7 protein-coding genes are annotated in these 7,238 nt (G+C 27.9%); 2 read left to right on the top strand and 5 right to left on the bottom strand.

The features are described from left to right. Positions 1-276: 276 nt before the first annotated feature. The 4 genes from J7M77_RS07145 to J7M77_RS07130 form a co-directional block, all read right to left on the bottom strand. Complete coding sequence (locus J7M77_RS07145; protein WP_296877149.1) at positions 277-1,035, bottom strand: hypothetical protein; 759 nt, start codon at positions 1,033-1,035, stop codon at positions 277-279. Then, a complete protein-coding gene (locus J7M77_RS07140; protein WP_296877148.1) occupies positions 1,028-2,410 on the bottom strand; it encodes an AAA family ATPase in 1,383 nt (460 codons plus the stop codon). The genes J7M77_RS07145 and J7M77_RS07140 overlap by 8 nt, the downstream gene beginning before the upstream one ends. 197 nt (positions 2,411-2,607) lie before the next feature. After that, positions 2,608-3,357 (bottom strand): DeoR/GlpR family DNA-binding transcription regulator, encoded by a 750-nt coding sequence (locus J7M77_RS07135; protein WP_296877147.1) that lies wholly within the window; start codon positions 3,355-3,357, stop codon positions 2,608-2,610. A gap of 62 nt (positions 3,358-3,419) precedes the next feature. Continuing rightward, positions 3,420-4,148, bottom strand: coding sequence for a DUF554 domain-containing protein (locus tag J7M77_RS07130; RefSeq protein ID WP_296877146.1), 729 nt, complete (start codon positions 4,146-4,148; stop codon positions 3,420-3,422). 139 nt (positions 4,149-4,287) lie between these two features. On the opposite strand from J7M77_RS07130, the gene J7M77_RS07125 reads away from it, so the two are divergent. Continuing rightward, positions 4,288-5,370 (top strand): GTP-binding protein, encoded by a 1,083-nt coding sequence (locus J7M77_RS07125; RefSeq protein WP_296877145.1) that lies wholly within the window; start codon positions 4,288-4,290, stop codon positions 5,368-5,370. Next, positions 5,370-6,311: a GTP-binding protein gene (locus J7M77_RS07120; protein ID WP_296877144.1), complete on the top strand. Its 942-nt coding sequence runs from the start codon at positions 5,370-5,372 to the stop codon at positions 6,309-6,311. The genes J7M77_RS07125 and J7M77_RS07120 overlap by 1 nt, the downstream gene beginning before the upstream one ends. Before the next feature lie 429 nt (positions 6,312-6,740). Here the strand turns inward: J7M77_RS07120 and J7M77_RS07115 are convergent. Continuing rightward, positions 6,741-7,238 (bottom strand): hypothetical protein (locus tag J7M77_RS07115; protein ID WP_296877143.1); only part of this gene is annotated, 498 nt, incomplete at its 5' end.

The raw sequence follows: 7,238 nt of genomic DNA, 5'->3' as shown, positions 1-7,238 counted from the left end.
TTGGTAAATACTGTAAAGAAGAAAAGCCTAAGTTTATTGATCCATTACAAATTGATTCCGGTGAGATATACTATCGTGACTTTAAAAATTCATCAGCTATTTTTATTGATAATGAGGAACTGACAAAATATAATTCAATCTCATTACAAGTATATGATAAATATTAATGTTAAAGCTTTTTACCTTAAAGATTTAGCTGATTATCAAAAAGTTTTTATTGATAATCAAATTGATTGTTTCTTCTAAAAATATATCCTGCAAAAAAACTAACTAGTCTTATTTTGCAGGATATTTATTTAAATAATTATTTATCTTAATTTTAGCATTTTCTTTCATATATTCAATATTATTAATAAAAAACACATTTAAGTTGGTATATCGCAGTAATGAATTTTTATTCACTTTTATTAACTGCCAGCTATCTTTATAATTTAAAGACAAATATAATGATTTATCATTTATAAAATCAATAAATTCATCCTCTTTATCTTCATATTTATCAGCAAAGTCAAACGCATAATCTTCTTTTAAAGATTGTTTTAGGTTTCTTTCATCGTGAAGTACATGATCCAAATTACATGAAAAGTAATATATTTCAAAAGGCAAATTATATATTTCTCTAGTAGAATTTACTATATTTAAATTCCTAGATTTCATTTGATTTCGTTTAATAGCTGTCGTTACTCTGTCAGTATATATCCCATCATCCTCATATCGAAATTCCCTATCATCTTTACAATAATAAATATACTTCTCATCAATATAACAACCATCCATGTCTGTTAAAAAAATAATTTTTTCGATGTGTTTTTTCTTTATACCATGATTTTGCTCCAAAAAGTTTTTTACAATTCTAGCCACTCTTTCTTTCATATTTAAATTTCTTAGCCACACATCACTATTATTAGTTGTAAGATCACATCGTAACACCTCAAACATAATTTTTGTGGTATCAACCAATTCAGCGAGAATCGGTTCTAAGGCATCCTTATCGCTCAACCCCTCTACAATAAACAAGATAATTTTTTTAGTCATTCATTTTTCCAGCCTTTCTAAAAGCTCTTTTTATCTTATAATTTTTAGTTTCTTCATAGATAGGTTCACTTTGTCCGCCTAAAATAATATTAGTATAATAATAATCACGAACATTATTATTTGGTTTAATACCCGTCATCTGAATATATCGATTCATTGGATTTACAGTAGTAATTATAATTGATTTATACGATAGTTTTTCTAATGCTCTTAAATTATGAGAAGTGAATACAAATTGCCCTTTTGCAGATTCATCAATAATTTCAATTAATTCTCCTAATAAATATTCAAAGATTCCAGAATCAAACTCATCAATCATTAAACAAATTGATGGATCATTGAAAGCTGCAATCATCGAACTAATAACTGAAATTAAGCGTTTTATACCCTCTGATTCATATTTTAAGGGAATCATTTTATCATTTCTCACACTTACAATTTCAAAACTAATACCTTCCTCACCATTTTTTAAAAGTTGCCGCTGTTTATTAGTGATCTTTATATTAAAAGATGGAATAATAGCATTTAAAACAATATCTATTTGTTTAATTACTTTTTCAATATCTTGATACACTTCTTTAGGCATTTCATTTGGTATTAAAAGATTGACAGGAATTTCTCCAAGTTTTAAAGAATCCTGAGAAGATAAATATAAACTAATCGGAACGTAGGTATTCAAATTAATACTGCCCATAACATCATTTTCAATAATTATAAGTGATGTCTTAGCATATAGAGGTAATAACTTTAAAACTTCAATAAATTTTTGTTCATTTTCTGATGAATCAGTACTCAACAGTTCTTTCAATAAAATATTTTGATTACGCTTATTAAAAATAAATGATGTTCCTTTTTCAATATCTTGGGCTACACGTAATTCAATTAAACTATCTCTAGAAATTCTATTCATTAGTTTCTTTAAAATAATTTCCTGATTTTTACATTCAATTAAGGTAATTTGTGGTTTCCATTTTTTTTTGGTATTAGAATATTCTTTAGAAACAATTTTTTCATGATAAATCTCATAATTTTCTTCAATTAATTTAATCCAAAAAGTGTAAGTAATTAATTGTTTATAAGAATCAGAACTAACAAAAAAAGTATATGAAATTTTTGCTTCTTCACATTGATTACTAATAAACTGATTAAAATTATCAGGTAATTTTTCCCCAATTAAAATATTTTTCAACAATTTTGTAACCTCTAATACAGTTGTTTTCCCAGATCCATTTTGACCATAAATTCCTAAAACTGATTTTAAACTATCAAATTTCCCCTTTAATATATCACTATACTCATTAAAATCTATTACACCATGCTCCACATTCTTTATTCCATTTATTTCAATCCGTTCAATTCTAATTAAATCACTCATCAAAAATTCCTCCATCTATATTTTATCAATACTATTATATATGTCAATATAAAAAAAGTAACAATTTGTTTCAATATCAAAAAATAAAATATCAATTAACCACCATATTATTAACTATATCATTTTAATTATTCCTTAATTACTATCTTTTTGTTGATTACAACAAAAAAGCTATATCAAATTGATTGATACAGCTTTTAATCTACTATTTCAACTTCAACACCTTGTTTGATTAAATAAGTTTCACTAGCTTTAGGAATCTTATTATCAGTAATTACATAACTAACTTCATTAGTTTCTATTAATTTAACCAGACCGACACGTTCAAATTTATCAGAATCGGTAACAACGATAACCTTATTGGCCTGTTTAACCATGTCTTTAACTGTTTCCCCACGCATAAAATCATTACCAGTAAAACCAGATTTTTCACTAAAACCATCAGTTCCTATAAATAACTTATCCACAAAGAAAGTTTCAACACATTTTTTGGTAATCGGTCCTACCATTACCTGCGATTCATTTTGATATTCGCCACCTAATAAAATGATTTTTACTTGGCCCATTTTACGGATATAATCAGCAATGAAAGCTGAATTAGTGATTATTGTTACATTATGCTTATTTTTAGCAATTTCTAATGCTAATAAAGCACAACAAGACCCCGATTCAATCATGATCGTTTCCCCGCTTTTAACCATATCAGCAGCCTTGATGGCAATTTTTTGTTTAATATCATAACGATACGCTAAACGATTATTAATATCATCACTTTCATTTAATTTAGCATAACCATGTTCACGAATCAAAATTCCCGTTGCTTCTAGCTGATCGAGATCTTTACGAATCGTTACTTGTGACACATTCAATAGTTTAGATAAACGAGTTACTTCAATTTTTTTATATTCAGTTAATAAATCTAATATTTTTGCATGTCGTTCATTCATTTATTTCACTCTTTTCTTGTTTAAAGGATATCACAATCCTATTTTATAAGCAAGCTGTCATCTTAAATCAAACTTAAAACATAATTTACCCAAAGCCAGCTAATTGGCATCACTAGAATCATTGCTGGAATCATATCAGCGATTGGAAATTCTTTAACTTTGATCATTCGAAATCCCGTTGCTACCATCAAAAAGCCACCACAGGCTTTAAAGTCATTGATCATGGCTGGAGTTGTAAGTGGAAAAATAACTTTTGCAAGTAAAAATAAAGCAAAGAAAATAATAAACTGCGGTAATGCAATTACCGATACAACATATCCTAAATTGCAGGCAAAGATCATCGCTGTAAAGAAATCTAAAATTGATTTAGAAATTAATATCGAATTATCTCCCGTCATTCCCGCACTTAGTGATCCATAAATACCAGTTCCACTAGCACAAAATAACACAATAATAGTGACTAATGTTGCTAAAAATTCAGATTCTGGTAAATCAGATTTACTATTTTTAAATATTTTAGCAATCGGTTTTTGCATCAGCATGGCTCCTTTATTAATCAGCTCATTAAAATGCAACACTAATCCTAAAGCAGTTCCCATAATGATTGCAAAGATAACAGCTGGCATATTTTCCATCAAAACAATTGAATTAATCCCCATTGCCATAGAACATAAGCCGAAAATCAAAGTTATTTCCATTTTAAACTTAGCACTTAAATGATGTCCCAAAACAGCTCCAAAAATCCCACCTAAAATAATTGATGCGCTATTAATTAATACCCCAGTAGGCATAATATCCCCCTCCTTTTTACCTTTTAAGAATATCATTTAATGACAGTTTAGACAAATGTTTTTCTAATCTTATAGGTAGGAATATTTGAATGATAAAAAGTCAAGTGCTATAATAAGTACCAACAAGGAGATGAATTAAATGAGTAAAGTAGATATTATTTCTGGCTTTCTAGGTGCTGGAAAAACAACTTTTATTAAAAAATTAATTAACGAAGTCTATCAAGGAGAACAAATTGTTTTAATTGAAAACGAATTTGGTGAAATTGGAATTGATGGAACGTTTATGAATAACGCTGGAATTGAAGTTACTGAAATCAATTCCGGATGTATTTGCTGTAGTTTAGTAGGTGATTTTGAAGCTTCTTTAAAAGAAGTAATTGCTACCTATCATCCTGATCGAATCATCATTGAGCCTTCAGGAGTGGGTAAATTATCAGATGTTATTAAAGCTGTTAATGATGTAAATAGTGATGAATTACAGTTAGATAACTATATTGCCGTTATTGACGCTAAAAAATGTCGTTTATATACTAAAAACTTTGGTGAATTCTTTAATAATCAAATTGAGTATGCATCTTTAATTCTATTAAGCAGAACCCAGGATATCAATGAATTCCAGCTTGAAGAATGCATTAAAATCATTAAAGATCATAATGATAAAGCTAACATTATCACGACACCATGGGATCAATTAACTAAAGAAACACTAATTGACGCTTTTAGTAATAGTGATACTTTGCGTGATGAATTATTAGCAGAATTAGATATTTGTCCTGAATGCGGTCATCATCATGAACACGAACATCATCACGACCACGAACATGAATGCAGTTGTCATCATGACCACGATCATCACCATCATGAACATGAACATCATCACGATCACGAACATGAATGCAGCTGTCACCATGATCACGACCATCATCACCATCATCATGCTGATGAAATCTTTACTAGCTGGGGGAAACAAACTCCAAAAAAATACTCTAAATTACAATTAGAAACAATCTTAAAAGAATTAAGCAGTAATAAAGAGTATGGTAATATTTTACGGGCTAAAGGTTACGTAGATAGTGATGAAACAGATTGGTGGTATTTTGATTTGGTTCCTGGTGAATATGAAATTAGAACTGGTAAAGCTGATTTTACTGGTAGAATTTGTGTTATTGGTGAAAAATTAGATGAAGCAAAACTAGAAACATTATTTGAAGGAGCTGCTTAATGGATACTCGAGTATATATCTTTACGGGATTTTTAGATAGTGGTAAAACAACTTTTATCAACGATACTTTAAGTAATCCTGATTTCTATAATGGCGAAACAACTTTATTGATCAGTTTTGAAGAAGGAGAAATCCCTTATAGTCAAAAAATCCTAACTAGAGCTAATACAACTTTAGTTACTTTAGACCATGAAAACTATACAACTTACCATTTAGCTAAATTACAGCAGCAATATCAGCCTACGCAAATATTAATTGAAGCTAATGGTATGATGGATCTAAATGAATTTGTAAAAGAAATCGTTCCTAAAAATTGGAATGTAGTTCAAGTTTTAACAACATTTGATACTACCACATTTTCAATGTATTTAAACAATATGCGTTCTTTAGTCTATGGTCAAGTTGTCTTTAGTGATTTAGTAATTTTTAATCGTTATACTAGTGATGTAAAAAAATCAACATTACGTAATAACATTAAAGCAATTAATTCTAATGCTCAAATCATCTATGAATTACCTGATGGTCGGATTGATACTTTGAATCCAGAAGAAGAGATGCCGTTTGATTTAAATCAAGATCATTTAGAAATTCTTGATCATGATTTTGGAATCTTTTGTATGGATATTATGGATCATCCTAAAAAGTATGAAAATAAAACGGTTAAGATCAAAGGAAAATTCATCGGTTTAGATCGAGTATTAGATAATGGTTTTGTTTTAGGTAGACAAGCAATGGTATGTTGTGAACAGGATACTTCATTAATTGGCTTAATTTGTATTAGTCCTTTAGCTAAAAAACTAATTCCGGATGAATGGGTCGTTGTTGAAGGAAAAATCAAAGTGGAATATGATCCTGAATATCAAATGGATGTCCCGGTTTTACCAGTTGAACATTTAGAAGTAGTTCCACCATTAGAAAACCCTTATGTTACATTTGATTAAACAAGCTTAAACGAGGAAAATTTTCCTCGTTTTTACATTCTTAGCAATTGCTGATATAATAACTATAAAAATATTAATCTATACAATTAATCAAAAAATATAATCAATTTAGGAGACACTAGTATGCCACTAAACCATATTAATCTATTAATTACAATTATATTAGTTTTAATTGATATATTACTAATGAAACATATTGGTAAAAAGATGGTATTTTTTACTATATCTTCATTAAAAATAAACAAACTTATTGCTTTTATCATATTTCTTTTACTTATATATGCGATCATTAATAATGAATTTCTACTATTTATCCTTTGTATAACTTCACTTAGAATCATTGATAAAATTATCTTTATAGTAAAAAAATAGTCTATATCTTTTTAAATAATATTTATCATAACAAAAGCTGGCAATTGCCAGCTTTTACTAATGCTCATTTTCTATTTTAAAAGAAATTCTTACCCCTCTACTTTCACACTCGGTTAAATTAAAACTAATATCTTTAATATAATCATTGTTACTCAAGTAAGTTTCTAAATTATCCTTTACAATCATACCATCTCGATAAATAATCTTAAAAATGACAAACCCATTATTTTCACTAAGATCAATTTTTAAATAGCGACAGTCTTTAAAATAGCCTAAAACATCCTGAATAAAGTTGATAAAATTCAAATCATCATAAAAACTATTTTTACTAATTAAAACACTGTTACTAATATCATGACCTGGCTTAGTCAATTTATTGATGATCATACTATACAAAACATCAAAAACATCATTTCTGGTATCAACAATTAATTTATGAAGCATTACTTTATTTTTATAATAATCAATAATTTCATTTATTTTTTCATATTCATGTTTATTTAAGTAATCTTCAATTTTAAAGATCGTATAAAATAACCGATGATCTAAAGCATC

It is taken from the genome of Thomasclavelia sp., assembly GCF_017889095.1.
Lineage (GTDB): Bacteria > Bacillota_I > Bacilli_A > Erysipelotrichales > Coprobacillaceae > Thomasclavelia.
This window is presented reverse-complemented; position numbering and strand designations above follow the sequence as displayed.

Excerpts from the sequence above, each read along its gene's own strand:
- J7M77_RS07145 (WP_296877149.1), bottom strand. The coding sequence starts at position 1,035 with ATGACTAAAAAAATTATCTTGTTTATTGTAGAGGGGTTGAGCGATAAG.
- J7M77_RS07140 (WP_296877148.1), bottom strand. The coding sequence starts at position 2,410 with ATGAGTGATTTAATTAGAATTGAACGGATTGAAATAAATGGAATAAAG.
- J7M77_RS07135 (WP_296877147.1), bottom strand. The coding sequence starts at position 3,357 with ATGAATGAACGACATGCAAAAATATTAGATTTATTAACTGAATATAAA.
- J7M77_RS07130 (WP_296877146.1), bottom strand. The coding sequence starts at position 4,148 with ATGCCTACTGGGGTATTAATTAATAGCGCATCAATTATTTTAGGTGGG.
- J7M77_RS07125 (WP_296877145.1), top strand. The coding sequence starts at position 4,288 with ATGAGTAAAGTAGATATTATTTCTGGCTTTCTAGGTGCTGGAAAAACA.
- J7M77_RS07120 (WP_296877144.1), top strand. The coding sequence starts at position 5,370 with ATGGATACTCGAGTATATATCTTTACGGGATTTTTAGATAGTGGTAAA.